Origin of the sequence: Dietzia alimentaria 72, assembly GCF_000226215.1 — a bacterium.
Taxonomy (GTDB): Bacteria; Actinomycetota; Actinomycetes; order Mycobacteriales; family Mycobacteriaceae; genus Dietzia; species Dietzia alimentaria.
Genome location: NZ_AGFF01000012.1, coordinates 67,409 through 92,886 on the forward strand (window position 1 = coordinate 67,409; position 25,478 = coordinate 92,886).

At 67.8% G+C, this 25,478-nt stretch carries 24 protein-coding genes; 11 read left to right on the top strand and 13 right to left on the bottom strand.

The window, feature by feature from the left end:
• Positions 1–41: 41 nt before the first annotated feature.
• The 4 genes from ON04_RS06345 to ON04_RS06360 all read right to left on the bottom strand — a co-directional run bounded on the left by ON04_RS06345 (position 42) and on the right by ON04_RS06360 (position 1,966).
• On the bottom strand, positions 42–236 hold the full coding sequence (locus ON04_RS06345) for an antitoxin (RefSeq protein WP_010540756.1): 195 nt from the start codon (positions 234–236) through the stop codon (positions 42–44).
• Between the two features lie 106 nt (positions 237–342).
• Positions 343–621 carry a GlsB/YeaQ/YmgE family stress response membrane protein gene (locus ON04_RS06350; RefSeq protein ID WP_010540757.1) on the bottom strand — a complete coding sequence of 93 codons (279 nt, stop codon included), beginning with the start codon at positions 619–621 and terminating at the stop codon, positions 343–345.
• Between the two features lie 146 nt (positions 622–767).
• Positions 768–1,073 (bottom strand): GNAT family N-acetyltransferase, encoded by a 306-nt coding sequence (locus ON04_RS06355; RefSeq protein ID WP_010540758.1) that lies wholly within the window; start codon positions 1,071–1,073, stop codon positions 768–770.
• Positions 1,070–1,966, bottom strand: a complete 897-nt coding sequence (locus ON04_RS06360; RefSeq protein ID WP_010540759.1) for a universal stress protein — start codon at positions 1,964–1,966, stop codon at positions 1,070–1,072. Before ON04_RS06360 ends, ON04_RS06355 begins: the two co-directional genes overlap by 4 nt.
• A 251-nt stretch (positions 1,967–2,217) precedes the next feature.
• Between ON04_RS06360 and ON04_RS06365 the strand changes: the two genes are divergently transcribed.
• The 3 genes from ON04_RS06365 to ON04_RS06375 are packed head-to-tail and all read left to right on the top strand — an operon-like array spanning position 2,218 to position 6,636.
• Positions 2,218–3,234 (top strand): pseudouridine synthase, encoded by a 1,017-nt coding sequence (locus ON04_RS06365; RefSeq protein ID WP_050815283.1) that lies wholly within the window; start codon positions 2,218–2,220, stop codon positions 3,232–3,234.
• A gap of 28 nt (positions 3,235–3,262) precedes the next feature.
• Entirely contained in the window at positions 3,263–4,030 is a 768-nt protein-coding gene (locus ON04_RS06370; RefSeq protein ID WP_010540761.1) for an ABC transporter ATP-binding protein, read from the top strand.
• Positions 4,030–6,636, top strand: coding sequence for an ABC transporter permease (locus ON04_RS06375; RefSeq protein ID WP_010540762.1), 2,607 nt, complete (start codon positions 4,030–4,032; stop codon positions 6,634–6,636). The genes ON04_RS06370 and ON04_RS06375 overlap by 1 nt, the downstream gene beginning before the upstream one ends.
• A 20-nt stretch (positions 6,637–6,656) precedes the next feature.
• Here the strand turns inward: ON04_RS06375 and ON04_RS06380 are convergent, their stop codons facing one another.
• Positions 6,657–7,256: a TetR/AcrR family transcriptional regulator gene (locus ON04_RS06380; RefSeq protein WP_029457898.1), complete on the bottom strand. Its 600-nt coding sequence runs from the start codon at positions 7,254–7,256 to the stop codon at positions 6,657–6,659.
• A 185-nt stretch (positions 7,257–7,441) separates the two neighbouring features.
• Entirely contained in the window at positions 7,442–8,680 is a 1,239-nt protein-coding gene (locus tag ON04_RS06385; protein ID WP_010540764.1) for a fatty acid desaturase family protein, read from the bottom strand.
• Positions 8,681–8,992: 312 nt separating this feature from the next.
• Between ON04_RS06385 and ON04_RS17195 the strand changes: the two genes are divergently transcribed.
• On the top strand, positions 8,993–9,124 hold the full coding sequence (locus ON04_RS17195; protein WP_274376959.1) for a hypothetical protein: 132 nt from the start codon (positions 8,993–8,995) through the stop codon (positions 9,122–9,124).
• Between the two features lie 86 nt (positions 9,125–9,210).
• Here the strand turns inward: ON04_RS17195 and ON04_RS06390 are convergent, their stop codons facing one another.
• Positions 9,211–10,071, bottom strand: coding sequence for a mycofactocin-coupled SDR family oxidoreductase (locus ON04_RS06390; protein ID WP_010540765.1), 861 nt, complete (start codon positions 10,069–10,071; stop codon positions 9,211–9,213).
• Positions 10,072–10,171: 100 nt separating this feature from the next.
• Here ON04_RS06390 and ON04_RS06395 point away from each other — a divergent pair, with 100 nt between their 5' ends.
• Positions 10,172–11,644 (top strand): NYN domain-containing protein, encoded by a 1,473-nt coding sequence (locus ON04_RS06395; protein ID WP_029457900.1) that lies wholly within the window; start codon positions 10,172–10,174, stop codon positions 11,642–11,644.
• A 28-nt stretch (positions 11,645–11,672) separates the two neighbouring features.
• Here the strand turns inward: ON04_RS06395 and ON04_RS06400 are convergent, their stop codons facing one another.
• From ON04_RS06400 to ON04_RS17320, 4 genes are all read right to left on the bottom strand, one after another.
• Positions 11,673–13,283, bottom strand: coding sequence for an HNH endonuclease signature motif containing protein (locus ON04_RS06400; protein WP_010540767.1), 1,611 nt, complete (start codon positions 13,281–13,283; stop codon positions 11,673–11,675).
• Positions 13,284–13,559: 276 nt separating this feature from the next.
• The gene (locus ON04_RS06405) at positions 13,560–14,372 is read right to left on the bottom strand and encodes a PspA/IM30 family protein (protein WP_010540768.1); all 813 of its coding nucleotides are present in this window, start codon (positions 14,370–14,372) and stop codon (positions 13,560–13,562) included.
• Between the two features lie 62 nt (positions 14,373–14,434).
• Entirely contained in the window at positions 14,435–15,886 is a 1,452-nt protein-coding gene (locus tag ON04_RS06410) for a hypothetical protein (RefSeq protein WP_010540769.1), read from the bottom strand.
• Between the two features lie 426 nt (positions 15,887–16,312).
• A complete protein-coding gene (locus ON04_RS17320) occupies positions 16,313–17,515 on the bottom strand; it encodes a pentapeptide repeat-containing protein (RefSeq protein ID WP_081477136.1) in 1,203 nt (400 codons plus the stop codon).
• Positions 17,516–17,666: 151 nt separating this feature from the next.
• Between ON04_RS17320 and ON04_RS06420 the strand changes: the two genes are divergently transcribed.
• The 4 genes from ON04_RS06420 to ON04_RS06435 all read left to right on the top strand — a co-directional run bounded on the left by ON04_RS06420 (position 17,667) and on the right by ON04_RS06435 (position 20,718).
• Complete coding sequence (locus ON04_RS06420; protein ID WP_010540771.1) at positions 17,667–18,173, top strand: NUDIX hydrolase; 507 nt, start codon at positions 17,667–17,669, stop codon at positions 18,171–18,173.
• 32 nt (positions 18,174–18,205) lie between these two features.
• The gene (locus tag ON04_RS06425) at positions 18,206–18,835 is read left to right on the top strand and encodes a hypothetical protein (RefSeq protein ID WP_010540772.1); all 630 of its coding nucleotides are present in this window, start codon (positions 18,206–18,208) and stop codon (positions 18,833–18,835) included.
• Between the two features lie 67 nt (positions 18,836–18,902).
• Positions 18,903–19,469: a copper chaperone PCu(A)C gene (locus ON04_RS06430; protein ID WP_010540773.1), complete on the top strand. Its 567-nt coding sequence runs from the start codon at positions 18,903–18,905 to the stop codon at positions 19,467–19,469.
• Positions 19,462–20,718, top strand: coding sequence for a Dyp-type peroxidase (locus tag ON04_RS06435; RefSeq protein WP_010540774.1), 1,257 nt, complete (start codon positions 19,462–19,464; stop codon positions 20,716–20,718). Before ON04_RS06430 ends, ON04_RS06435 begins: the two co-directional genes overlap by 8 nt.
• 22 nt (positions 20,719–20,740) lie before the next feature.
• On the opposite strand, the gene ON04_RS06440 is transcribed toward ON04_RS06435, so the two are convergent.
• Together ON04_RS06440 and ON04_RS06445 are read right to left on the bottom strand one after the other, a co-directional pair.
• The gene (locus ON04_RS06440; RefSeq protein WP_010540775.1) at positions 20,741–21,790 is read right to left on the bottom strand and encodes a beta-ketoacyl-ACP synthase III; all 1,050 of its coding nucleotides are present in this window, start codon (positions 21,788–21,790) and stop codon (positions 20,741–20,743) included.
• A 146-nt stretch (positions 21,791–21,936) separates the two neighbouring features.
• On the bottom strand, positions 21,937–22,896 hold the full coding sequence (locus tag ON04_RS06445) for an SRPBCC family protein (protein WP_010540776.1): 960 nt from the start codon (positions 22,894–22,896) through the stop codon (positions 21,937–21,939).
• A 197-nt stretch (positions 22,897–23,093) separates the two neighbouring features.
• Between ON04_RS06445 and ON04_RS06450 the strand changes: the two genes are divergently transcribed.
• On the top strand, positions 23,094–24,506 hold the full coding sequence (locus tag ON04_RS06450; RefSeq protein ID WP_141564657.1) for an MFS transporter: 1,413 nt from the start codon (positions 23,094–23,096) through the stop codon (positions 24,504–24,506).
• Positions 24,503–25,318, top strand: a complete 816-nt coding sequence (locus ON04_RS06455) for a fructosamine kinase family protein (protein ID WP_010540778.1) — start codon at positions 24,503–24,505, stop codon at positions 25,316–25,318. The genes ON04_RS06450 and ON04_RS06455 overlap by 4 nt, the downstream gene beginning before the upstream one ends.
• The last annotated feature ends 160 nt before the right edge of the window (positions 25,319–25,478 follow it).

Genomic DNA, 25,478 nt, shown 5'->3' on the forward strand with positions numbered 1-25,478 from the left:
TCCCCACTGCCGTGCTTGTCAGCTCGGGGTCGACTGGGCGATCAGGCGCCGGGCTCGGGGTTCTGAGCGCGGTCGCCGGTCAAGTAGTCGCCGACCTTGTCCTGCACCTTGTCGGTGTGCTGAGCGTGCTTGCCGCCGGTCTTCTCGTCGAACAGGTCGCCGGCTTTGTCAATGGCTGAGTCGACCTTGTCCGCGTTCTTACCCGCGAGATCTTTGGCCTTGTCCAAGAAACCCATGGTGGATCCTTTCTCTCGTGCGAAAAGCTGTGGCCCGAGGGACCTCCGGCCCGGACCCCGATTGTTCGGGGCCGGGCCGGAAGAGTGTCTCGGGGCTAAGCCCAGGTCAGACCCTGGTGCGGCCTCGCCCGCGTACGGCGGAGACGATAAAGATGAGCAGGCATGCGCCGATGATGGCTGCGACGAAGCCCCAGATGGAGAAGGCCTCCGGCATACCGCCACCTCCGGTCAGGAGCGAGACGATGAAGCCGACGACGAAGGCACCGACGATGCCGGTGATGACGTTGGCGACGAACCCCATCTGGGCGTTCTTACCCATGATCATTGAGGCGATCCAGCCTGCGAGGCCACCGACGATGATCCAGGAGATGATGCTCCACAGCATGATGGGTCCTTTCCGAGAGTTTTTCGTGACCCGTGCGGGCCACCTCTACAGGAGAACATGCAAAACCCGTGATCGCTTCCGGAGGCGCGAGTCGTGCGTTTAAACGTCGCTCATTTGTTACCTGGCGGTGTCCCGGCGCGACCGTGTCAGGCGAGAACGGCGGAGTCAGGGTTCTTCTGGAGGTACCGATCGACGAACGAGCAGGTCGGCCGGACCTTAAGGCCCTCTTCGCTCGTCGCCCGTAGAGCCTCCCCGATCAGTTGACCGGCGAGGCCGCGTCCGCCGAATTCCGTGGCGACCACGGTGTGGGGGAAGGTGCGGATGCCGTCGGTTCCGTCCTGGTAGTCGGCATATCCGGCAACCACGTCGTCCATCAGGATCTCGAATCGGGACGCGACGGTGTCGCGCCGGATGCGGACCCCACCGGTGTCGACGCCTTCTGTGCCGCTCACGAGAGCGATTCCGGACGGACGACCATCACCGGGCAGGGCGCGGCCTGCAGGAGTGCACGCGAGGTGGATCCGAGGACCATGCCGGCGAAACCGCCACGACCGTGGGAGCCGACGACGACGAGCTGGGCGTTCTCCGACTGCTCGACGAGTGCCCGTACCGCGCGATCGCGGGTGACGAACCGCTCCACCTTGACGTCCGGGTAGCGGTCGGAGAAGCCCGCCAGGCGCTCGGAGAGGGTCTGGAGCTGCTGTTCCTCGAGTTGGTTCCAGTCCTCCTCGGTGAGGGAGATACCAGCTGCAGCCGCCTGGACCTGCGGGTCCATCCAGGTGTGCACGGCGATGAGCCGGGCATCGCGTGCGGAGGCCTCGGCGAACGCCCACTCGGTGGCCTTGGCGCTGACCTCGGAGCCGTCGATCCCCACCACGACGGGGCCGGTGCGGTCGATGTCGTCGGTGTCCTCGCGGGTCACCACGACGGGACTGAACGCGTGGCTGGCCACGGCCGCCGAGACCGACCCGAGGACCATGCCCTTGATCCCGCCGAGGCCGCGCGAACCCAGGACGATGAGCTTGGCCTTGCGGGAGTAGTCGATGAGCGCCTGCGCGGGGTTTCCTTCGATGATCGCGTGGGAAACCTCGATCTCGGGCGCGACCTTGAGCGCGCTGGCGCGAGCATCCTCGATGATCGGCTGGCACTCGCGTTCGAGCTCGTCGTAGACGGCCTGCGGCGGGAGCATCCCCTCGGCGAACATCGCCGCCGGCATCGTGTAAGTGGTCACGAGCAGTAGCGGGATGCCCCGGGTCGAGGCGGTGTGTGCGGCGTAGGCGACCGCGCCTGTAGAGGCGGCGGAGCCGTCGACGCCGACGACGACGGTGTTCTCAAGTGAAGCCATAACTTCAGAGCCTACCGCCGAGCGTCAGAGTGCTCGACGCTTTAGGGGGCGGTCTCAGAACTCGTCAGGGAACGGCGCGTTGGGCGGGTAAGCCAGGTTGAAGCTGCCCTGGAACGCGGGGAGGATTGCGCGGCCGGGGCCGAAGAGGAAGAAGTCGACGACGGCTTCGATCATGGTTGCTCCCGTGGTTCTAGAGGCTGGTGGGGCGAATGGTGCGCAGGTGAGTGTAACCCAGCGACTAGACTCGGCACATGCCGAAGCCCGAACACCCGCGTGGTCGCGGGCGTCCGCGACGCCCGTTGCCACTGCGCGAGGGCGTGGACCCGGTCCGGATCCGACTGGCTGACCCCGGACAGGGGCCCCGCAGCATCCCGGAAGAGCTCCGTCGTCGTTTCCCCGACCGGCTCGCCGAACTCGAGGCCGCCCTCGAGGCAGGCCAGGTGGTCACGGCCCGCGGAGAACCCGTCACCGACGCCACCCGGCGGCACCGGGGGATGGACGTCTGGACCTATCGGACCCCGGAGCCCGAGATCCCGGTGCCTTTTCGGATCGAGGTACTGCACTCCGGCGACCGCCTCGTCGTCGTCGACAAGCCGCACTTCCTCGCCACCACCCCCCGCGCGGGGCACGTCACCGAGACCGCGCTGGTCAGGCTCCGCCGTGACCTCGGGATGGAGGACCTGGCACCGGCGCACCGGCTCGACAGGCTCACCGCGGGCGTGCTGGTCTTCACCGCCGACCCCGCCTACCGGGGCGTCTACCAGGATCTCTTCGCCGCCCGGCGCGTCGCCAAGACCTACCTCGCCGTGGCCCCCGCCCCCGAAGGCACTCCCGAGGTGCAGGAACGGTCCAGCCGGATCCTCAAGACGCGCGGGATCCTCCAGGCGGTCGAGGTCGACGGCGAGCCCGACGCCCACTCCCGCATCACACTGCTCGCCACCCGCGGCACCGGCACGGCGCGGATCGGGCTTTACCGCCTCCAACCCACGACCGGCCGCACCCACCAGTTGCGCGTGCACATGAACGCCCTCGGCACCCCGATCCTCGGCGACGACCTCTACCCGGACATCCTCGACGTGAAGCCCGACGACTTCTCGGACCCTCTCCAGCTGTTGGCTGAATCGATCGCCTTCACCGACCCCGTCTCCGGCGAGGAACGCTGCTTCACGACCCGGCGGGTTCTCGACGCCTGGCCCGGTGCGCAGGATCAGGGTGAATATCCGGGCAATCCACTATCGGCATCCGCTCCGAATTCCTGCAGACTTTAGAACGACCATCATGATCTTGAGGGAGCACATGACCACCCAGTCCGAGCCCGACCAGCAGCCCGACGCCGCGGCCCCCGCTGCCATCGCCACCGACCTCGTCATGACATACGGCGAGGGGGAGACCGAGGTCCGCGCCCTGGACCGCGTCAGCGCGACGTTCCAACGCGGACGGTTCACCGCGATCATGGGCCCCTCCGGCTCCGGAAAGTCCACTCTCATGCACTGCATGGCGGGTCTCGACCGACCCACCGCCGGATCGGTCCGGATCGGCGACACCGAGATCGTGGGACTGCCGGACAAGCAGCTCACCGCGCTGCGGCGGGACCGCATCGGGTTCGTGTTCCAGTCCTTCAACCTCGTGCCCACCCTGACGGCCGAGGAGAACATCACTCTGCCGCAGGACATCGCCGGTCACCGTATCGACCGTGACTGGTTTGACGAGGTCATCGGGCGCCTCGGCATCGGCGACCGGCTCTCACACCGGCCGTCGGAGCTGTCCGGCGGCCAGCAGCAGCGTGTTGCCTGCGCCCGCGCGCTCGTGGGCCGGCCCGACATCCTGTTCGGTGACGAACCCACCGGCAACCTAGACTCCACCTCCTCCGCCGAGGTGCTGTCCATCCTGCGCAGCGCCGCCGACGATTTCGGTCAGACCGTGGTGATAGTGACGCACGACCCGCGCGCCGCCACCTACGCCGATCGCGTTCTGCTGCTGGCCGACGGGCGCCTCGTGCGCGAACTCGAGCACCCCACCGCCGACGAGATCCTGGCCGCCATGGGCGCCCTCGAGGAGCAATGATGGCCTCCGCGAGACACCAGGCGCGCCACGCACGGTCCGCGGGCGGGCACGCCGGTGACCACGCCCCGAACCACGCGCGGCCGATGGTGCGCGTCTCTGTGCGCAACATCAGCGCGCACAAACTCCGCTTGGTGTTGTCCGTTCTGGCGGTCGTGCTGGGCACCGCGTTCGTCACCGGCTCCCTGGTCTTCACCTCCACTCTCAAGAGCACGTTCGACGGGCTGCTCGACCAGGGCACCGAGGACTTGTCCGCCATGATCGAACCGGAGGATCCCCGCGGCGTGGGGGTGCCGTTCGATGTGGCGGAGAAAGTCCTGGATCTGCCCGGTGTCGACGCGGCGACCCCCGGTATCTCCGGGACCGTCGTCCTCTTCAATGCAGACGGCACCCCCTATCAGTCGGGCGGCGCGCCTTCCGAGGGGCTGGCCTGGGCGGAGCCGGAGGAGGCGGTCGGCAGCAGCAACCGCCTCACCGACGGACGTGCCCCCGCCGCCGACGACGAGGTGGTCCTCCCCGCCCCCGTCCTCGACAAGGCCGGCCTCGCCCTCGGCGACACCGCAGAGGTCTACACCGTGTCGCAGGGCATGCTCGAGGTGTCCGTCGTGGGCGCCTACACCAGCGATACCGACGCCGGCGGCTACGTGGGCGTCGGCTTCTCCTCCGACCGGGCCCGCGCCCTCTTCACCGACGGCGAGAACGCCAGTAACGTCTCCGTCCGCGCCGAACCCGGGGTCAGCCAGGACGAGATCCGGGACACCCTCGCCGCCGAATTCCCCGACTACAACGTCTCCACGGGAGAGGAGGTCAAGGAGAAGCTCTCCCAGCAGTTGTCCACGATCCTGGACTTCATCAACTACTTCTTTGTGGCCTTCGGGCTGATCGCGCTGCTTGTCGGCACGTTCATCATCTACAACACCTTCTCGATGTTGGTCGCCCAGCGACTGCGTGAGCTCGCGCTGCTGCGTGCGATCGGCGCTTCTCGCGGCCAGCTCACCCGGTCGGTCATGATCGAGGCCGCCCTCACCGGGCTCGTCGGCTCCGCGATCGGTGTGGTGACGGGTTTCGGCCTGGCCAGGCTGATCTTCGTCGTGCTCGAGGCCCTGGAGTTGGGGATCCCCTCCGGAGCTCTCGCGCTCACCCCGATGGCAGTCCTCACCCCGCTGGTGCTGGGCTTCGTCGTCACCGTGTTCTCCGCCTGGGCGCCCGCGCGCCGCGCCGGACGTGTGGCACCGGTCCAGGGCATGCGGGTGGGTGCCACCGCCGCCGAGGCCGGTGGCACCTGGCGCACCGCTGTCGGGATCCTGGCCGTGATCAGTGGGGTCATGCTGGCACTGATCGGCACCTGGCAGGACACCACCAAGTCCGGCGCCATCACCGTCGGCGTGGGTGCCGCCGCGCTGATCATCGGCAGCTTCCTCGTGATGCCCGCCCTGGCCAAGCCCATCGCCGGTGGGATCGGCCGGGTAATCGGCGCGCCCTTCGGTGCCATCGGCAGGCTCGCCGCCACCAACGCCGGCCGCAACACCCGCCGGACCGCCGCCACCGCCTTTGCCCTCACCCTCGGACTCACTCTGGTGGCCGCGTTCGGCACGCTCGGCGCCACCACCAAGGAGAGCGTCAGCGGCGTCATCGACCAGAACATCAACGCCGAGGTGGTGGTCCAGGGCGTCGCGTCACAGGGTCCGCCCACCCCGCTGCCCGCCGGAATCGAGGAGCAGATCGCGGACCTCGACGAGGTGGGCGAGGTGGCCTGGCTGGCTTTCGGCTTCGGCCTCCTGGGTGGGGAACCCCAGGCACTGTCGGCCGCGGGCGGGCCCGTCGAGGAGATGATCGACGCCACCGTCGTCGACGGATCACTGCAGCCGGGGGCCGACTCTTTGGTCGTCTCGCGCTCCGTGGCCCGGGACAAGGGGTGGACAATGGGGGCTCAGGTGCCTCTCGTCGGCCCCGACGGCGCCGAGTCCACCCTCCGCGTGACCGGAGTGTACGAGGACTCCCAGATCCTCGGCCCCTTCTACACCGGTATGGAGGTCTACGAGAAGCTCGTGCCGGAGAACCTCCGGTCGACGTTCATCGTGCTGGCCAGGTCCGCGGACGGGGTGTCTCCGGAGGAGACGCAGACGGCGGTGACGGACGAGCTCACCGAGATCCCCATCGCGATGGTGCAGAGCAAGCAGCAGTACATCGACGTGCAGTCCGGCGACATCGACCAGCTGCTGTCGATCATCTACGCGCTGCTCGGGCTGGCCCTGGTGATCGCAGTGCTGGGCATCGTCAACACCCTGGCGCTGTCGGTGATCGAGCGGCGCACGGAAATCGGCATGCTCCGCGCGGTGGGCATGCAGCGTTCCCAGGTCCGGCGGACCATCAACCTCGAGTCGACGCAGATCGCCGTGTTCGGGGCGTTGATCGGCGCGGCGGTGGGCGTCTACCTGGGATGGGCGTTCGTCACCGTGTTGGCCGACAGTGGACTGACCGAGACCACGATCCCGTGGGGCAGCATCGGCATCGTCCTGCTGTCCTCGGCGTTCGTCGGTGTCCTGGCGTCACTCTGGCCCGCGCACCGGGCGGCAAAGACCGGGCCTCTCGAGGCGATCGCGGACTAGCGATGGGCCCGTGTGCGACGTCAGCGGCGTAGACCGAAGAGGTTGCGCGGGCCGCGATGCTCGTGACGTGCGAGCACGGCGCCGAGGATCTCGGCGTCGTGCTCGTGATCAATCGGGTCCTGGGCGAGCCTGCCGACGGTGCGCTCCCAGAGCAGACCCTCGTAGACGGTGAGCAGGTCCATCGCGGCCGTTGCCGGGTCGCGTAGGCCCGCGGCATCGAGAGCGCCGGCGAGATCGCTCGGATCTAGCAGGGAGGCCACGAGGTCGGTCGTGTCCTCCTTGCCGGTGAGCTCCATGATGAGCGAGGACCGGGCAGCGAGCTCACCGCGGTAGTCGGCCAGGAGGCCGTCGATCATGCGGGTGAGCTGCTTGAGTACGTCGTCCGCATCCGATGACGCGAGCTCCTGGATGCCGGACACCTCCACGAAACCACGCAGGAGCGAGGTGAGTCGGTCCACCGTGAGTGCGAGCAATTGCGCGCGGGTGCGGCAGTAGTACGAGGTGGAGCCTGATGGCAGTCCGGCCTCGGAGTCCACGGCGCGGTGGGTGAGGGCTCGGACACCGTCTCTCGCCACGACCTCGATCGCTGAGTCGGCGATGAGCATGCGCCGGTCCTCCATGGGGGCTCCCGTCGTCGTGTGACACGTGGCATCCGGCTCGACTGGTGTAGCGCCGGTTGTCGTCGACTTCCATCGACTCGGGGGCAAGCCTATCGCCGCATCACCACTGACGGCGCCGGAATCACGCCACGCCCCGTCACCGATTTCGGTGACGGGGCGTGGCGTGAGTGGCGGCAGTGTGTGTGTCAGGCAGCTGCCGAGCTGTTGCTGGACGCCTGGCTGCGCTTGAACTTCATCGCGGTCTTGAGTCCCGCACGCTTGCCCTCGGTCGACGGCAGCGGCGTGGGCAGGTCCGCGAACATCCGCTCGGAGCGGGTCTCGGGGGCGTCGTCCGTCGTGTCTTTGAGCATGTGGTTGGGCAGCGACATCTTGGCGATAGTGCGCCAGGTCTTGGCGTATTGCACCGGCAGCGGTCCCGCCACGTACGGGAGGTCGTACTTATCGCACACCGCGCGCACCCGCACAGCAGCCTCCGCGAGGCGGTTGGATGACATGTCCGGGTAGAGGTGATGCTCGATCTGGTACGACAGGTTGCCCGACAGGAAGTCGACGACCGGACCGCCGGTGATGTTGGCAGACCCGAGCATCTGTCGCAGGTACCACTCGGGCTGGGTCTCCTCGGCGAGGTCCTTCTTGGTGAACTTCTCCGCGCCGTCGGGGAAGTGGCCGCAGAAGATGATGGCGTTGGTCCACACGTTGCGGATGCCGTTGGCCACCAGGTTGGCGGTGGCGGTGGACTTCCAGCCCTTGCCGGACAGTGCCGGGTAGAGCACATAGTCCTTGGCGAGCTGGCGCCCGGCCTTCTTGGCGAAGGTGGCGATCTTGCGCTTGGTCTCCGCGCGGTCGTCGCGTCCCTTGGCGACCTTGCCCAGCTCGAGATGCTGGATACCGACGCCCCACTGGAACAACAGCGCCAGCACCGTGTTGTAGGCGACGTTCCCGTAGTAGAAGGGGTGCCAGCGCTGATCGCGTGTCACTCGCAGCACGCCGTACCCGACGTCGTCGTCCATCCCGACGATATTCGTGTACTTGTGGTGCACGTAGTTGTGGGTCTGCTTCCAGTGCTCGGCGGTGCCCACGATATCCCACTCCCAGGTGGTGGAGTGGATCTCGGGGTCGTTCATCCAGTCCCACTGCCCGTGCATGATGTTGTGCCCGAGCTCCATGTTCTCAATGATCTTGGAGACGCCGAGCGAGCCGGCGCCGATCGCCCAGGCGGTCTTGTTGCGCGAGCCGGCCATCAACAGCAGTCGGGACCCGACCTCGAGGGCGCGCTGGAAGCGGATCGTGTTGTGGATGTAGGCGGCGTCGCGCTCACCCAGCGAGCCGATGATGTCCTGCCGGATCTGCTCGAGCTCGGCGCCGAGGGCTTCGATGTCCGCATCGGAGAGGTGTGCGAATTCAGGGATGTCCGTGATTGCCATAAAGCTACGGTACCGTAAGTTACGGTCGCGTAGGTAGGGGTTTGCGTAGAAAAAATCCGGTGGTCGACGGGGTTGAGGGGCCCGATGCCCGTGGGTGTGGTGCGGAATTCACGCCGTTTTACCGTCTCTGGCCAGCGCCGGAGAAGGTGAATGAGGTAACAATTGTCACGGTTGTGTAACGTCGGACGGGTTCGTGACGACATACGGTTCATCACGTGGGGAGTACGACACCGACGGATACGTCAGTACGACTCAGTACGCATACGCATACGCCTGCAGTACGCAGAAGTACGAATCATAAGGGGACACAACATGAGCAATGCCAACGACTTCTTTCTCGAGGCCATCCAGCCGGTCGTCGACATCTTCTGGAGCCTGGTGTGGACCGCCACCGGTTCCACGCTGAGCGTTCCCCGACCGGTGAACCCTGCCCCGAAGGCCTGATCTTCCAGGATCCCGGCCGGTCGGCCGGGAACGAGCACGGCCCGCCTCTCAGCCGAGGGGCGGGCCGTGCGTCTTTCGGGGGTGGATCAGCGTCCGAACTTCTCGCTACCACCCAGGTCCACCGGGATCGACGCGCCGGTGATGCCCGCGCCCGCGTCGCTACACAGGTAGACCGCCATCGACGCGATCGCGGATGCTTCGACCCACGGCTGGGGCATCTGATTCATGCCACTGAAGGTCTCCGCAGTGTCCTCGAGTGTGGTGCCCTCGCCTCCGGACATCATCGCGATCATCGACGGGTTGTCGATCATCGGCGTACGAACGTTGCCCGGGTGTATCGAGTTGCAGCGGACGTTCGAGAAGCCGAGTTCCCCGGCCAGCGCCTTGGCCAGCCCGCGGACCGCCCACTTGGAGGTCGAGTAGCTCGCCGTGAACGAGCCGCCGCGTAGGGCGACCATCGAACTGATGAGGACCAGTGCGCCACCCCGGCCGGTGGCCAAGATGTGGGGGATCGCGACCGTTGTCGTCACCCAGGTGCCCTTGAGGTTGATATCGATGGTGGTGTCCCACTCGTCCTCAGTGCGTTCCCAGGTCGCCACGGGCTGGGGTGAGACGCCAGCGTTGGCGATGACGAAGTCCAACCCACCCAGCTCGGCGACGCCAGCGTCCACGGCCTCCTTCATCCCCGGGAGATCGCGTACGTCCACGGTTCCCGTGATGCACCTCCGGCCCAGCGCGCGGACGGCCTCGGCGGTGGCCTCGAGGTCCTCGGTGGTGGCCATCGGGTAGGGGACGGTGTCGATGTCGCGGCAGAGGTCGAGGGCGATCACATCACAGCCGGCGGCGGCAAACGCCTCGCAGTGCGCCCGGCCCTGCCCGCGGGCTGCGCCGGTGACGAGGACGACTCGTCCGCTGAGGTCTCCCGGGGTACTGGAAGCGTGTGACATGTGGGGCTCCTGACATAGTTCGGCGGCGGCTCCTGCGGGGTAGTCCGCCCTGCGGCATGCTGGAAGTCAACGAAGACAAACAGAACAGGCAGTGATCATCATGCTCGAACGGACTCTCGTCCTAGTCGATACGTCTTATCTACTCGCTAGCTTTTACAACTCATGGGAGGAGGGAGCGCGAGGCCAGTTGGAAATATCCCTGGCCACGGTCGTGCACCGTTTAGATCATGTCGCCCACGGTCTCGTGGACCAGCCTGTCCAGAGGCAGAACTGGTACGACGGCATTCCGGACTCGGGCCCGCATCGTTATCAGCGCACACTCCGGGTTATCGAGGGTGTGCAACTGCGCACCGGGCAGTTGATCGAGTGGGGTGACCGGCGGACGCAGAAGGCCGTGGACACTCTCCTGGTCGCGGACATGATCCAGGCCGCTTACAAGGGGCAGTGCTCGGACATGGTCCTGGTGACGGGCGACGCCGACATGATTCCGGGCGTCCGCGTGGCCGTAGACGCCGGTGTGCGGATGCACCTGGTCGGTTTCGGCTGGGATTCCATCTCTTCCGCCCTGCGTCATGCCTGTGACACCACGACGGTGCTCGATCCCCGGACCGATTTCCATGACGCCATGCAGATCCGGGTTCTCGAGGGGCCGATCCCGCCCAAGGTGAAGGCCGCACCTCAGCCTCCCGCGCATCCCGGTGACGAGGCTCGCGATCCAGCGGTCGAGGAGTCGGTGGGAATGGTCGAGGTTGACCTGCGGTCCGACCGGGCTGCCGCGACGTCGGTCGCTGACGAAGCTCGCCTGACCATCGCCGACGAGGAGCGGGCCGCCGACGCCGAGGAATTGGCCGCGGATGAGCAGGAGTGCGCTGTTCTGGAGGAGACCGGTCAGCCCGCGCCGGAGGCCGGGACGTCGAGCGATGCCGCTTCGGTGCCCCACGCGCGCCCCGCGTCCCCTGCGTCTGCTGCGCCCTCCGCGCGCTCCGCGCCCTCCGCGCGCTCCGCGTCGAGGCCGCCCACGTCGACCGCGGGGACTGGCGCGAAGCCGGTGTCATCGGACCCCGCAACGAGGCCTGCGCCGACGCCCGGCCCCAAACCCGGGCCGGCTCCACGGCAGGTTGCCCAGCCAACAGAATCCGAGCCCGCCCACGAGGCTCCTCTGGCACCAGGCGAAGAGGAGCGCGACCCTGTGTCCGCTGAATCGCTGACCCACGGCGGGCCGTCGAACGGTGCGTCGCGTCCGAGTCCGTCGATGATGGCGCCGCACCGTCGTCCCCTGCGGTCGAAGTTCGTGCCACTGTCGGAGGAGGTGTGGACTTCGTCCGGGGAGCAGACTCCCTTTGACGTGGGCCAGCAGTACGCGACCTGGTGGTATGAGCAAGCAGCGGACGACGAGCAGCGTGACAAGGCACATCTGCTCTCGGGAGGGACTCTCCCGCCCGCGATCGATCGTCCACTGCTGCAGTTCGCCTGCCAGATGCTCAACGAGTTCACTCTCACCGAACAGCAGCGGGTCCGGCTGCGGGATGGTTTCCACGAGGGAATCCGGGCGGTTCTCCTCAAGCATCGCTGACCTCTCGGTGCGTCCGTCGCCGGATCGACTAGAAGGGCGGCGGGTCCGCATCCGGGTCCTCGCCGCGAGGCGGGGGAGGGGGAGCGGAGTTCGCCAGCCGTTCGGCCGCCAGTCTGTGGGCGCGGCGGAACCAGGCGGTCGAGCGGGGTCGGGGCGAAAGCCAGGGGCGGTCTATGGGGACGTACAGGCCGTTGGCTGCGGGATCCGAACTGGTAGCGGCCGCCGCGCTTGTGGCGCGCTGTTGTCGCCAGCGTGCCAGGGGGCCTGCGGGGTCAGTGGTGACCGTGTGGCCGGTATCAGTCCGAACGGTGAGCTTGCCATCGTGCTCGAGTTGATACCGCCAGCCGTGGAATGTCTTGAACCGGTGATGGCGTCGACACAAGCACATGAGGTTGCTCTCGACGCTCAGGCCGCCGCTCTCCGGGTCGGAGTGGTCGAAGGGGCGGGCATGGTCAACGTCGCAGTTGTCGGCGGGCACAGAGCAGCCCGGGTGTCTGCACGTGCCGTCTCTGAGCCGGACCCGACGGATTAGTTCGGTATTGAGCCGGTACCGACGCGAACCACTTGGTGAATCGGCGGTTCCTGGTTCGGTTTCGGGAACCTGGATGGTGGCGCCGACGCTTCGAGCTAGCAGGGCAATGAGTGCATCGATCGCCTCGGGGCCGCCGCGGGGTAGGTAGATTTCTGGCTCTCCAGCCGGACTTAACGGCGCGAGAACGGTGATGTTGGGGCGTATCTGGACTCCGGCCTGGCCCTCGGCCGTGCCCCCACCTACGCCTGCAACTCCCGCTGCCGCGGTGCCCGGTGTGGTAGATGCGGAGTTGAGGGGGCCGAGGAGAAGGTCCACCAAGGCGTCCGCGCGGAGTTCGTCGTTTCCGCGGATGGCTGTGGCGTCGAGCGTCGGAGCGTCGGGGTCACGGGCCGCGGCGAGACGCTCCTCCTTCTCGCGCTCCTTCTGGGCGGCAGCAGCCTTCTGGACGAGCATTTCGATAGCCCGGGCCTCAGCGGTGGTGATGTACGCACGGAGCGTGGACATCCCGTCCACGTCGCGACTGATGCGGACATTCCTCTCCCGAACCGCTTGGCTACGACGTAGGAGAACGCCCTCGGGATCGTGTGCGGAGATGATGCGGTCGGTCTCGTCGAGAATGGCTCGGCGCCCGGGCCGCTTGCCGGAGTCAATGGCACCCATCAGCCAGTTGATGACTGCCCGGTGGACGTCGCCTCGATACGGCAGATCCACGGTGCGCATGTGCCGGGCAAGCATGTTGGCCGTGTGCTCGTCGAGTCGCCCGGATTCCATCGCTTCGACTATCGCCGGAAACTCCGTAACCAGGCTGATGGCGAGTTTGAGCATTGCTGAGGCGCGGTGGTGATGAACCCCGTAAACGGCCACGAGTTCCGCACACGCGATGTCGAACGGGTCCACCACCGCGTGCGATGGACACTGGTCGAATTCTGGCCCCCATCCTGCCTCGATGTCGCGAATCGTCTGCAATTCCTCGCAGAGCGCGTGTAGTTCGTAGCAGGCGCGCAGGCGTGCGGCTGCGGCCCGATTCTCGGCGTGGAGTGCTTCCAGGGCGAGAGTCCCCGCCGCCATGACCTCGGTAGTGCGACCGGTTTCGGATTCACTGCGCACTTCTTCACCGCCTCGGATGCTCGCCCGTATGTTCGATTGAAGAAACTATAGCGAGGGGGTCCGACACGATGCGTCTGACTGGGAAGGAGCTAGACAATCGGGCGCCGGCGGCAGGCGTAAACGAGCCGACCGAGCCGAACGAGCCGAACGAGCCGCCCAGTCCGTCTTGGCCGCCCAAAAAACACAAAGGGCCGGAGTGAAAGTTCACTCCGGCCCTTTACGGCGCGTGTTGCGTCCGCTTGCAAAAGCTGCCGCCGAGCTGTGCGGCTGGCGGTGCTACTCCCGTGTGTCGCGGGGGAGGGTGGGTCCCGATGAGTCGCCTTCGGTCAGTTGACGGTCGGCATCTGCATCGGTGGAGCCCTGTGACAATCCCATCGACGCGCGGATCTGCTCGAGCTTCGACCGGCCTTCGGCCTCGCGGGTGAACGCGGCGGCATCGGCCTGCGCGGCGGACGGCGAACCGGTTGCCTCTGCGAGTTCCTGCTTGCCGAGCGCGGTGGTGTACCGGGATTCGATTTTGTTGCGGATCTCGTCGAATGTCGGGGAGTTGCCGCCGCCGACGCCTTCCAGCGAGGTCATTGACTCGGCGGTCCGGTGCTGCATTTCGGCCTGGGTGGCCTGTAGGAGCAGTTGGTCTTCCTGCGCCAGGGTCTGCTGCAGGCGGTGCTCTGATTCCTTTACCGCGTGTGTAGCCTGCTGGGCCGCATCCAACGCCTGGCCGTGCAGTTGGCGGGTGTTCTCGAGGTCGGACTCAAGCGTCACGAGGCGGTTGGCGAGCTGCTCGGCCTGCGACTCGAGCTGGGTCGCGCGTGCCTCGTCACCCTCGGCGCGCGCCTTCTCGGCGGCCTGGAGTAACTGCCGGATCTGGCCCTGTACTTCGTCGAGTTGCCGCGCCTTGGTGCCCATGGCGATCTCAAGTTGCTTGGCGTTGCCGATCACCGCGGCGGCCTGGTCGGCCACTGCTTTGTGCTGCTGGCGAGCGCCCTGCATGGCCTGGTGCACGAGGACCTTGGGGTCAGCGTGGTCGTCGACCGACTTGTCGAGCGAAGCCTTGAGGTAGTTCCAGCCCTTGGAGAAGGGGTTCGGCATGGCGGCGTCCTTAACGGCTCGGTGTCAGTGCCGGGTACGGGCGTGTCGGTCCGGCTGCGGTCTTACCTCTTGACGGTACCTATCACCGCGGCCACGGGCAGGGCGGTCCGGGGCAGGTAGGGCTGGCGCCACAATCCTCCGGACGCGGCCCCCGACGACTCGTGCTCCCACTGGACCGTCACGTCGGGTCTGCCCACGTTGAGGTCGTGGACCATGAGCGCCGCGAGCATGGCGGACGAGGTGGCGGGTTCGAAGATCTCGATGCCGAACGCGTATGCGCCCTTGTAGGTGCTGGCGAGGATCTTGTTCTTGGTCACCGAGTGGGTGTCGGTGGCGGGGGCCACGTTGACGGACACGGTGTGGCCGTCGGCGAAAGCGCTGGTCGCGCGCCAGCGTTGGACGCGCTTGGCAAGCGTGTAGTTGGGGCCTTGCTGGGGAACGAGTGCGTCGTGGACAGCGGGACCGCTACCGGGCTGGTAGTTGCGGTGGAACACCTTGTTGCGGGTGAGTGCGCCCACGAGCTTCTTGATGTCGGTGGCTTTGCGTCGCGCGAGGGCGGCAGCAGACGCCTCGCGGACGTCGGCCGGGACGACGAAGGTGTCCATCGGGGTGCAGAGGTAGGCCAGGGCGTTGGCGGTGCCGTCCTTCAGCAGGTCCACGACGAGGGCGTCGGCGGCGGAGGAGAGTTGCACGTGGGTACCGCCGTCGGCGTAGAAGTAGCTGCCCACGGTGAGTGGAGCCGGGGCGGCGGTTCTGGCCCAGGCCGCGAGCTCCGGCAACTGGGTGAGGAGGTCGATCCCGGGCTTGCCCGTGTTGTCGGTGGGAACGTGGAGCTTGCCGGCGAAGGTGGAGTTCTGGTTGCGGTATCGCTCCCACACGGGGCTCGATGGCAGGTCAACGCCCAGGACGTCGGCGCCCCAGCGGAGTAGTGGGCCGGCGGGCCCCATCTCCGAGCCGAGGCCCAGGACGAGCATCGCGCGGCCGGGCAGCGAGAGCCAGTCCGGATTGTCCTGCACGAGTTTGAGGGCGGTGGCGCAACTGGGTTCGATCACGCCTGCGTCGACCCACTTGTCCAGCCTGTCGCGTAACGCGGCGCCGGTCGGTTCCTCGCCGCGGTAGGGGATGGACAGTTCCCGTACGGGAGTTGCGGTACCGGTGATGATGTCGGTGCCGGGGGTGGTGGAGGGATCGACGACGACGAGGTAGTCCTTCATCGGGGTTTCCACGGGCTGGCCGTCTGACTCGTGGACGCCGACCATTCGGGACTGCAGAGACTCGAGCGCGGCCCGGGCGACTCCGTCCCACGCCGCCGGGTCCGAGACGCCCACGCTGACGAGTTCGGTGAAGGGTTGGATGTAGCCCTTGCGCCAGTCTTTGATCTTGGGCACGCGCGCAGCCGCGGACGGATCGACGGTGGCGAGCGCGTCGGCGACGACCTGCTTGGCGAGGCGGCCCGTCGAGCGGCTGCCGTCGGCTTCGCGGGGAAACTGGACTCCGGTGCTGCTCGCTGTCATGGCGCTCCTATGGCTTATCGACTGGTCAATGCGAGATTATCCTCAAGTTTGCCCAGTGTGTGAGGCGGCGCGCGACGAGATCTTGCCGCGGACGATTAAATTCTCGTGAGGTGACGAACGTCACCACTGCGGACCCCGCCTCCGGCATGTAAGAATTTGCTCATTATTCGGGCGGTGCATAAGCGGTGGTTGGCGCACGAAAAGCGGTGTCGGCCTTCATTCCATCCGTTCGGCGCAGCTTCGGGACTGTCGGTTTCAGCTATGGATTCGCTGTGCCTGAACGATGACGTAGGTAACAAAGCGACGAAAAGTGCCGATACAGTGACGACACGATCCGACGGGTGGTGGCCAAGTGCCGCTTCCCGGACCGGGCGATGAGGGGGAGAAGCCACGTCGCCGGGTCGTCAACGACAAGGGAAGGCACCTCTATATAAACAACAAGAAGCGCATGATAGCCGTAATCGCGGCCTCCGGACTCGCGCTCGGCTCCATGCCGGGCGTCGCCAACGCGCAGAGCGTTGAGCTCGGTCTCGGCGTTGGTGCAGTGGTTGGCTCGGCCGCCCTCGGCCTCGCCATCAATGCTGGAGCCGATTCGTCCGGTGGGGAATCTTCCGAGCTGCCCACGCTGTCCTCCGATTCGCTGGGGACCGCTCCGGATACGGATTCGCTGAAGACGGATTCCCTCAAGAGTGACTCGCTGAAGACGGATTCGCTCAAGTCGGATTCCCTCAAGAGTGACTCGCTCAAGTCGGATTCGCTGAAGTCGGATTCCCTCAAGAGTGACTCGCTGAAGACGGATTTGCTGAAGAGTGACTCGTTGAAGTCGGATTCGCTCAAGACGGGCTCTATCGGCGAGGACGGCAACCCGACGGGATCTCTCGCCGGGATCGCGCTCACCCTGGGATCGTTGGACGGAGATGGAAAGCTCGTCGGCTCGTTGGAGTCTGACTCCCTCAAGACGGATTCCCTTAAGTCGGATTCCCTCAAGAGTGACTCCCTCAAGACGGATTCCCTTAAGTCGGATTCCCTCAAGAGTGACTCGCTGAAGTCGGATTCGCTGAAGTCGGATTCCCTCAAGAGTGACTCGCTGAAGACGGATTCGCTGAAGACGGATTCCCTCAAGAGTGACTCGCTGAAGACGGATTCCCTCAAGAGCGACTCGCTCAAGTCGGATTCGCTGAAGTCGGATTCCCTCAAGAGTGACTCGCTGAAGACGGATTCGCTCAAGAGTGACTCGTTGAAGTCGGATTCCCTCAAGAGTGACTCGCTCAAGTCGGATTCGCTCAAGAGTGACTCGTTGAAGTCGGATTCGCTCAAGAGTGACTCGTTGAAGTCGGATTCGCTGAAGTCGGATTCCCTCAAGTCGGATTCGCTCAAGACGGACTCGCTGAGCGGCTCCAAGACCGGTGACTCGGTCACGAACATCACTGGCTCCGACGCCGGCTCCGTCGGGCCCCTGCTCGCCGTCGGCTCGCTCGCCGCGGTCGGCCTCGGCATCGGTCTCGCCGTCTCTGGTGGCTCCAACCTCCCGGCGATCCCGGGCCTGCCGCCGCTTCCCGCGATCAACGTGGGGCTCGTTTGTAACCTGCCGCAGGAGGCCATCGACTTCCTCAAGGACAACGGCTCCATGAAGCAGGAAGAGTGCGAGCCCGAGGAGCAGAACTGACGTTCTGCTCGTGTCGCCGCTAACCCGGTGACCGGCTAGTGCTCGACGATCCCCCGCAGACCACACGGTCGGCGGGGGATCGTCACATTTCAGCGTCCCGATACGCTTGAGGTCATGAGCGTCCCCGACTTTGTCCTAGAGCTCCGCAAGCACGTGGGCACAACGCCGCTCTGGCTCGCCGGCGCCACCGCCGTCATCCGCCACCCCGACGGCGCCCACCTCCTGCTGGTCCGCCGGAGCGACAACGGCTGGTGGACGCCCGTCACCGGCATCGTGGACCCCGGCGAACACCCCGCTGAAGCCGCGATCCGCGAAGCCCGTGAAGAAGCCGCCGTCGACATCCGGGTCGACCGCATCGCCTCGGTCGGCGTCTCCCGAATGGTCACCTACGACAACGGAGACCGGGCCCAGTACATCGACCACACCTTTGCCTGCACCTACCTCAGTGGTGACCCCCACCCCGCCGACGGCGAGAACACCGACGTCCGCTGGTTCCCCATCGACGACCTCCCCGACTTGCGCCCACACATGCTCGACCGGATCGACGCCGGACTGGCCGACGAAGAGCAGGCACGACTCGTCATGACCACCGAATCCGCGGGTGAGCGAGCAGCCGAATAGCCCCTGTCAGAGGCCCGCACTAAGATCAAGGCATGTCCCCCGACCGCCTGCGCTCCGAGGTCCCACCCGTGGTGACCGCGGCCGTGGGCATCGTGGTGGCGCTGGTCAGTGGTGTATTCGGAATCAGCGCGCACGGCCTGGCAGCGGGAGCGACGGCAGCCCCGCCGACGCTCGGTCAAATCTTCACAGTGGCCGCAGCCAGCGCCGGGGTTGGCGCCGTGGCGGCCGCCCGCGCGCGTCGGTCGTCGCCCGTCCTTACCGCCGGCGCCGGGCTCATAGCCGGGCAGGGCCTCGTCCACATGGTCCTCGCCTCCGGGCACTCACACTCGGGCCATGCCGTCGGCGCACTCGGCCATCACGTCGTGGACCCCGCTGCCGTGCGGGCCGCGATGGACGGGCAGGTGCTGGCGTCCGCGCACTCCGCGGACCTGCTGACCCCGGGAATGCTCGGAGCCCATGTGGCGGCAATCGTCCTCACGCTCACGCTCGTAGCGGTCCTGACCGGCACCCTGTCCTGGCTGGCGGCCCGGGTGATGCCCATGCTCGCGACGGCGCACCTCGTCGTCGTCGCCCCGCTCGTCACCTCCTACGACGCCGATGCCCCCCGCGGACAGTTCCTTATCGCCCGCGGGGGAACCCGCGCACCGCCCTTGTCCGTGTGATCGCCCTCCGCACCGGTACGCGCACGCGCTGCCGGGCGGCCACCCACACCTCACAAGGACCACACCCATGCGTACCCATACCCGTACCCACGCACGCGCCGGCTTTGCCGCGGCCGCCGCGCTCGCGCTCGCCCTCACCACCGCCTGCAGCGCCGACGACACCACGGAGACCGCCGGCGGCAGTACCGGCCCGACCGTCGAGATCGTCGACGGCTGGGCAAAGGCCACCGACACCCAGATGAGCGGCGTGTTTGGCACCATCCATAACAACAGCGTCGACGACGTGCACCTCACCGGCGTCTCCGCCGACATTGACGGCAGCCACGAACTGCACGAGACCGTCCCCGGGGGCGGCGGCATGATGATGCAGGAGAAGGAAGACGGCTTCGTGATCCCCGGAGGCGGCGACCTGGTCCTCGAACCCGGCGGCAACCACATCATGCTGATGAACCTCACCCAACCCATCACCACGGGCCAGGAGATCGTCCTCACCCTCGAACTCGGAGACGGCAGCGAGCAGGTCGTCACCGTCTCCGCTCGCGACTTCGTGGGCGGCGAAGAAGAGTACGTCGGCGGCGACCACAGCGGCCACGGCGAGATGGACATGGGCGGGGGCGCCGATCACAATGGCTGACCAGGCCTCTCGCGGTCTGTCCCGGCGGTCGCTGCTCACCGGCGGGGTCGCGGCCGCGGTGGGGGGCGGCCTCATTGGCGGCGCGGCGGGTTACGCGGGGCGGGGAGTGGTCGACGACGACACCGTCACCGACTGGAAGACCGTCGCCGACTCACGTGTCGTCGGCGCGGCCACCGAACCGTTCCACGGGCCCCGCCAGTCCGGCATCACCACAGCGCCGCAGGCACACGCGGCGTTCGTGGGATTCGACATCGCCCGCGGCGCAACCCGCACAGAAGTGCAGGGCGTGCTGCGGGCCTGGTCCCAGGACGCCGCTCGGCTCACCGAGGGCCGAGGCGCGCTCGCCGACCTCGAACCCGAACTCGCTGAGGACCCCGCGCGGCTCACGGTGACGATCGGGCTCGGGCCGGGACTGTTCGACGCGATCGGGATGCCGGAGAAGCGACCGTCGTGGCTGCGACAACTGCCGGCCTTCCCGCAGATCGACCGACTCGAGGATCGCTGGTCCGAGGGCGACCTGCTGTTGCAGATCTGCGCCGACGACCCGCTGGTGGTCTCCCACGCCGCACGGATCCTCGCGTCCGGGGTGCGGGGCGTTGCCGAGCAGCGCTGGTCGCAGCGCGGGTTCCGGAAATCCGTGGGCACCGACCCCAGCGGTCGGACGCAACGCAACCTGTTCGGGCAGCTCGACGGTACCGTCAATCCCCGCGAGGAGCAGGATCCGGACTTCGACCAGATCCTGTTCTCCGACGGGAGCGACCAGCGGTGGATGCGGGGCGGATCATCGCTCGTGTTGCGACGCATCCGCATGACGATGGACACCTGGGAGGAGATCGACAGGACCTCACGCGAACTCAGCGTGGGGCGCAAGCTCGACACCGGCGCCCCGCTGACCGGCACAGAAGAGCACGACCCCGCCGACTTCGAGGCACTCGACGACACCGGCCTGCCGGTCATCCCGCCCGAGTCGCACATGGCGCGGGCCAGGCAGCTTCATCGGAGCGAGGCCATGCTCCGCAGGCCGTACAACTACGACGACCCGCCGGAGCGCGGCGAAATGAGCAACAGTGGACTGCTGTTCACCGCCTATCAGGCCGACCCGGTCCGCACCTATATCCCCGTCCAGCAGCGGCTCGCCGAGCAGGACGCGCTCAACACGTGGACGATCCCGATCGGGTCCGCCGTGTTCGCGCTCCCGCCCGGCGCGCCCGAGGGCGGCTACGTGGGGCAGGGACTGTTCGAGGGGTGACGGACACGGAACCGGGGTGGTGTCAGTCGACCGGCGGCATGGCCGGCAGGCGAACGACCTGGCCGGCGTAGGACAGCCCGGCACCGAACCCGATGCACAGGGCGATGTCGCCGGGCTTGGCCTGGCCATCCCGCATCATGGCCTCCATGGCCAGCGGGATCGAGGCGGCCGAGGTGTTACCGGTCTGCTCGATGTCGTTCGCGATCGCCACCGAGTCCGGGAGTCCGAGGTGCTTGGCCATGGCCGAGTTGATGCGACCGTTCGCCTGGTGGGGGATGAACGCCTGGATCTGCTCGGCAGTCACGTCGGTGGCCTCGAGGGTCTTGGCGCACACCTTGGACACCTGCACCGCCGCCCAGCGGAACACCTTGGACCCGTCCATCACCAGGTACGGCTGGACGGACGCGCCCTCGGCGGCCTCGTCCATGAACTGGCGCCAGTTCTTGGTCTGGCGGATGGCGTCGGCCTGCTCACCGTCCGAGCCCCACACCACGGGGCCCACGTCGTTGCCCTCGTCGGACGGGCCCACCACCACGGCGCCGGCGCCGTCACCGAAGATGAAGGCGGTGTTGCGGTCTGCCGGGTCGATTCCGTCGCTCATCCGCTCGACGCCCACCACCACCACGTAACGGGCGCCCCCACCACGAATCATGTTCGTCGCCACGGCCAGTCCATAGCCGAAGCCGGCGCAACCGGCGGTGAGGTCGAACGCGGCGATGCCGTTGCGTCCGATGTTCATGGCGACCTTGGGCGCGGCGTGCGGGGTCATGCTCTCGTACGTCGAGGTGCACACGATCACGGCGTCGACCAGCTCGGCGTCGATGCCGGCGGACTTCACGGCCTTCTCCGCGGCAGCGCTCGCCATCATGATCACGGTCTCGTCCGCACCGGCGAAGCGACGGTTGAGGATGCCGGAGCGCTCGTAGATCCACTCGGAGGTCGAGTCGATGTGCTGGCAGATCTCCTCGTTGCTCACCACCCGCTCGGGGCGGTAGGCGCCGATCCCCAGCAGGCGCGTGCCGGACGCGCCCTCGCCGGTCGCGATGGTCACGGTGTCGTTGGATTCCGCCATGGGCGATCTAGCTCCTCGAGAGGGGGTGGGACGGGTCATGCTGCAGAACACACTACTGACCCGGCGCGGGAACCGGCTGAGGCGGACCTCATGAATCGCCGAACCCGGCCGAGCTCGTTGCGCGACGAGTTAAGTCCGCTACGAGCTCAGTCCGTAACGAGGTCCGAGAGCCACGCACGCCATCGCGTTGCGTCCCAGGTCGGTTCCACGTCCACAGCTGCGGCGCCCAGAGGCTGGCCGTCGCCCCCGGGTGCGTCGACGTACTCGAACGCCCGCACGGCGATCGCCGCGCCCCCGGCCGCGTCCTCGTGGGTCTCGCCCGCGGGGAACGCGAACAGTTCGAGCATCCCGTCCACGGGCGCGGAGAGGATCAGTGTGAGTGCGGCCTCCGACTCCACTACCACGATGCCGCCCACTTCGCCGGACCGCGCCACTGATCCGCGGCGATCGGCCGGGCCACCGGCCACGGAGCCCGCACCGCCGGCACCCGCCGCCGGGGCGATCAGCCGGGCGGACACACGCGCCCACAGCTCCGGCACCGTCGCCGCGATCGCCTCCGTGGCAGCGTCCACGGTCGCCACCCCATCGGCCGGGCGATGGGTCAGTCGGTGGGCCAGCACCGTAAGCGCCTGCACCCATCCGTCGACGCTGCCGTCCACGGACTCCTGCGCGAGTTGTCCGCCCGAGTCGAACCCCGACCGCAGGGTGAGCAGGGTGTGGCCCTCGTCGTCGTCGACCTCACACGTCGTCTCCCACGGCGGTACCGGGACCCCCTCGCCCATCCAGTCCCGCTCGACGTAGGTGAACACCCCGGGTGCGGACCCGGACGGAGGCGAATACGCCGTGATCTCGCCGACCGTCGCCGTGAGCATCGCCTCGGCCGCCGCCTCCGGACCCGTCGTGGGATCGGGCGCGCCCGGGTCGGCGAACTGCACGATTCGGCCCCCTACCTGCGGCTCCATCGCGCACGGCACGAACCAGGATGAGATCCCCTCGCCGGTCGCCACCGCGTCCCACACCACCGCGGGCGCTGCGGGTAGCGGCACACGCACCATCACGCGACGGCCCTCGCCGCCCGTGTCGATCTCCGCCGTCACGTCATACATGCGCGCACCCCATCACCCGTCGTCTGGACACGCGCGTAACGCTACCGCCGCCTGAGGCAGTGCCCGAGGTCGGTCGCGTTTCTGGCGGCGTCGTGCGAGAGGCTCCGTCCCGAAAAGCGAGTGGATTTCACGAAACGCGACGGATCGAGTCCACAGCGCAGTAACTGGAGAACGCGACGCGGATTAGGGTGGCGGCCGTGACCGAGAAGGGCGGGACGCGCGATCACGGCGGCGGAGGCCTTGATGCCGCCAGCGCCGACGACTGCGCCGACGACTGCGCCGCCGCCAGGGCTGCCGTTGCCGATCCTGACGCGGCCAGCGGCCACCTCACGCCCGGAGTCGGACGGCCGATCGCCGCGACCGCACTGCTCTTCGCCGCCAACGGCGCGATCTTCGGCGCCATCGTGCCCCGCCTGCCCGATCTCAAGAGCGCACTGGACCTCGGGCCAGCGGCCTTCGGCCTGGCCATGGCCTGCTACCCGGCCGGCGCGCTGGTTGGCGGTCTGCTCACTCCCGCACTAATGCGCCGCCGGTCCGACGGGACCGTTGCCGTGGCCATGATGATCGCCACCTCCGTGTCCGCAGCACTCGTGGGCTTCTCGCCGGTCGTGGCCGTGTTCGCCGGGCTCCTGCTGCTGTTCGGCGTGTGCGACGCGATCACCGATGTGGCGATGAACGCCCACGGGATCCGTGTGCAGTTGCGCCACGGCCGCTCGCTGATCAACCGATTCCATGCTGTGTGGTCGCTCGGCGCGGTGCTGGGAGCCGCCGGTGGGTCGGTTGCGGCCGGTGCGGGTGTGCCGGTGCGGGCGCAGATGGTCGGCGCCGCCGTGATCTGCGCGGCCGCAGCAGTCGCCGCCTACCCGTCCCGGCTGGGCTCGGCAGCGGCGGAGGACGAGCTCGGCCGCGACCTGGACACCCCGCCTACCCCGGCCAACCGGCCCGGCGACCCGCAGAACGCCCCCGCCACAGGGCGTCGCTTCCCGCGCGGTCGCGCGTTGCTGCTGCTGTTGGCGCTCGGGCTGATCGCGTGCTGCGCGGAACTCGTCGAGGATTTTGCGCAAACCTGGTCGGCGCTCTACCTGCGCGAGGTCGCGGCTGCCGGCGCCGGGCTCGCGGGACTCGGCTTCATCGCGGTGCAGGGGACGCAGCTCATCGGCAGGTTCACCGGGGATCAGCTGGTCGATCGTGTGGGCGCCGCGTCCGTGGGCAGGCTGGGCGGCGGGTGCGTGGTCCTTGGTGCCGGCGCCGCGTTAGTCGGTTCGTTCCTGCTCGACGGGCCCGCGATGCTGTTCGTGTTACTCGCCGGGTTCGCGATCGCCGGCTGGGGCATTGCCACGATCATCCCCGGCGCGATGGTTGGGGCGGACTCGGTTCCCGGCCTGCCGCCCGGCGCCGGGCTGGCGGTCCTCAACTGGGTGATGCGACTGGGCTTCCTGGCTTCCCCGCCGCTGGTAGGGATGATCGCCGGGTACGCCGGGATGCGCTGGACCGTCACGCCGATGATCGCCGGCGGAGTACTGATCGTGGTGCTCGCGGGCCCACTGCTCGGCCGCGCCAAGCACCCCGGGCGAGAACAATCCGACACCGCAGGAGAGGCCGTCAGATGACTGGTGACGTGTTCGTCAAACGGGGGTCCGGCCATGGACCCGACTTCTTCCGGCACGAGGCCGCCGGACTGGCCTGGCTCGCCGCCGCCCCCGGCGGACCGCGCGTGGTGAAGGTGGTGGGGGTCGACGACGACGAGATCACCCTTGAGAAGATCCCCGCAGGTCGCGCCACCCCGGACGCAGCTCACAGCTTCGGACGGTCGCTGGCGGCCATGCACGACGCGGGTGCGGCCGCCTGGGGCGAACCCGCCGACGGCTGGGCGGGCCGGTGCTTCATCGGCAACCGGCAGCAGGAGTGTCGGCCGTCGGAGTCGTGGGGCGCGTTCTACGCTGAGCAGCGGGTCCGACCCTTCGTGCGGATCGCGGTGGACCTCGGGGTGCTTGGCGGGGCGGACCTGGCCGTGATCGAGCGGGCCTGCGACCGCATCGCCGCCGGGGAACTCGACCACCCGCTTGACCGCCCCGCCCGCATCCACGGAGACCTCTGGACGGGCAACGTGCTGTGGACCCGGACCGGGTCGGGTGCTGCGGCCGGGGAGTCCCGCGGCTCGGCAGAGATCGAGGCGGTGCTCATCGACCCCGCCGCGCATGGTGGCCATCGAGAGACCGATCTGGCGATGCTCGCCCTGTTCGGCGCCCCGCACCTGGACGAGATCCTCTGTGGATACAACGAGGCCCATCCACTTCGCGAGGGCTGGCGTGACCGGATCCCGCTGCACCAGATGCATCCGCTGGCCACGCACTCGGCGGGCCACGGCGCGGGTTATGCCGTTGCCCTGGCCGATGCTGCCCGCGCTGTGCTGCGTCTTTGACTCCGGTCGCGGGAGCCGGTCGCGTGGCTCGTGAGTGTGCAGACTCGCAGCGTGAGTCCCCGCAGTTGTGCTGTGTCTCGGACTCGCGCTGGCGAAATGGTCCCTAGCGGCAGCGCACCCCGGTCATGGGCGTGCACAGGGGCATCGCAAGTCGCGGGGG

Excerpts from the sequence above, each read along its gene's own strand:
- ON04_RS06345 (WP_010540756.1), bottom strand. The coding sequence starts at position 236 with ATGGGTTTCTTGGACAAGGCCAAAGATCTCGCGGGTAAGAACGCGGAC.
- ON04_RS06350 (WP_010540757.1), bottom strand. The coding sequence starts at position 621 with ATGCTGTGGAGCATCATCTCCTGGATCATCGTCGGTGGCCTCGCAGGC.
- ON04_RS06360 (WP_010540759.1), bottom strand. The coding sequence starts at position 1,966 with ATGGCTTCACTTGAGAACACCGTCGTCGTCGGCGTCGACGGCTCCGCC.
- ON04_RS06365 (WP_050815283.1), top strand. The coding sequence starts at position 2,218 with ATGCCGAAGCCCGAACACCCGCGTGGTCGCGGGCGTCCGCGACGCCCG.
- ON04_RS06370 (WP_010540761.1), top strand. The coding sequence starts at position 3,263 with ATGACCACCCAGTCCGAGCCCGACCAGCAGCCCGACGCCGCGGCCCCC.
- ON04_RS06375 (WP_010540762.1), top strand. The coding sequence starts at position 4,030 with ATGGCCTCCGCGAGACACCAGGCGCGCCACGCACGGTCCGCGGGCGGG.
- ON04_RS06380 (WP_029457898.1), bottom strand. The coding sequence starts at position 7,256 with ATGGAGGACCGGCGCATGCTCATCGCCGACTCAGCGATCGAGGTCGTG.
- ON04_RS06385 (WP_010540764.1), bottom strand. The coding sequence starts at position 8,680 with ATGGCAATCACGGACATCCCTGAATTCGCACACCTCTCCGATGCGGAC.
- ON04_RS17195 (WP_274376959.1), top strand. The coding sequence starts at position 8,993 with ATGAGCAATGCCAACGACTTCTTTCTCGAGGCCATCCAGCCGGTCGTC.
- ON04_RS06390 (WP_010540765.1), bottom strand. The coding sequence starts at position 10,071 with ATGTCACACGCTTCCAGTACCCCGGGAGACCTCAGCGGACGAGTCGTC.
- ON04_RS06395 (WP_029457900.1), top strand. The coding sequence starts at position 10,172 with ATGCTCGAACGGACTCTCGTCCTAGTCGATACGTCTTATCTACTCGCT.
- ON04_RS06405 (WP_010540768.1), bottom strand. The coding sequence starts at position 14,372 with ATGCCGAACCCCTTCTCCAAGGGCTGGAACTACCTCAAGGCTTCGCTC.
- ON04_RS06410 (WP_010540769.1), bottom strand. The coding sequence starts at position 15,886 with ATGACAGCGAGCAGCACCGGAGTCCAGTTTCCCCGCGAAGCCGACGGC.
- ON04_RS17320 (WP_081477136.1), bottom strand. The coding sequence starts at position 17,515 with ATGGAGCCGTTGTCCTTGAGGAAGTCGATGGCCTCCTGCGGCAGGTTA.
- ON04_RS06420 (WP_010540771.1), top strand. The coding sequence starts at position 17,667 with ATGAGCGTCCCCGACTTTGTCCTAGAGCTCCGCAAGCACGTGGGCACA.
- ON04_RS06425 (WP_010540772.1), top strand. The coding sequence starts at position 18,206 with ATGTCCCCCGACCGCCTGCGCTCCGAGGTCCCACCCGTGGTGACCGCG.
- ON04_RS06430 (WP_010540773.1), top strand. The coding sequence starts at position 18,903 with ATGCGTACCCATACCCGTACCCACGCACGCGCCGGCTTTGCCGCGGCC.
- ON04_RS06435 (WP_010540774.1), top strand. The coding sequence starts at position 19,462 with ATGGCTGACCAGGCCTCTCGCGGTCTGTCCCGGCGGTCGCTGCTCACC.
- ON04_RS06440 (WP_010540775.1), bottom strand. The coding sequence starts at position 21,790 with ATGGCGGAATCCAACGACACCGTGACCATCGCGACCGGCGAGGGCGCG.
- ON04_RS06445 (WP_010540776.1), bottom strand. The coding sequence starts at position 22,896 with ATGTATGACGTGACGGCGGAGATCGACACGGGCGGCGAGGGCCGTCGC.
- ON04_RS06455 (WP_010540778.1), top strand. The coding sequence starts at position 24,503 with ATGACTGGTGACGTGTTCGTCAAACGGGGGTCCGGCCATGGACCCGAC.